This window comes from Paenibacillus popilliae ATCC 14706 (genome assembly GCF_000315235.1).
Classification (GTDB): Bacteria; Bacillota; Bacilli; order Paenibacillales; family Paenibacillaceae; genus Paenibacillus_B; species Paenibacillus_B popilliae.
Map to the genome: position 1 here is coordinate 1 of NZ_BALG01000344.1, position 466 is coordinate 466.

Genomic DNA, 466 nt, shown 5'->3' on the forward strand with positions numbered 1-466 from the left:
TAGCACGCAATCATTACGAAACGATGCAGAAGAGGAAAGAAGAACTGAAGACGATCTATGTGGACGATACGCGCGGCGTTAGCGCGGATTACATCGTGGACGCCATGCGCCGCCTTAAACGAACGCAAGGGCTGGACTTCGTTGTGGTGGACTACCTACAGGACGTGAAAGAGCGCGGAGAAACTAACGACAACAGCGGCAGCGCATTAGCTCGAATATGCCGTAAGCTTCGGGCAGCAGCGAAGGAATGCGATTGTCACGTTATGGGCTTGTCACAGGTTGTCAGGGGCGTGGATGATCGGCAGGATAAGCGACCAGGCAATTCAGACTTGGCAGGCAGCACAGGCATAGAAACATCGGCTGACGTAATCACGATGCTGTACCGTGATGATTATTATAATCGGGATTCGGAAAAGAAGAACACTCTTGAAGTGAACTTTACCAAGCAAAGAAACGGGAAACTGGG

General features: G+C 51.1%; 1 protein-coding gene. It reads left to right on the forward strand.

Annotated elements, in window-relative coordinates:
- The coding region (locus PPOP_RS16980; protein WP_042229663.1) for a DnaB-like helicase C-terminal domain-containing protein at positions 1–466 on the forward strand (466 nt) is incomplete at both ends.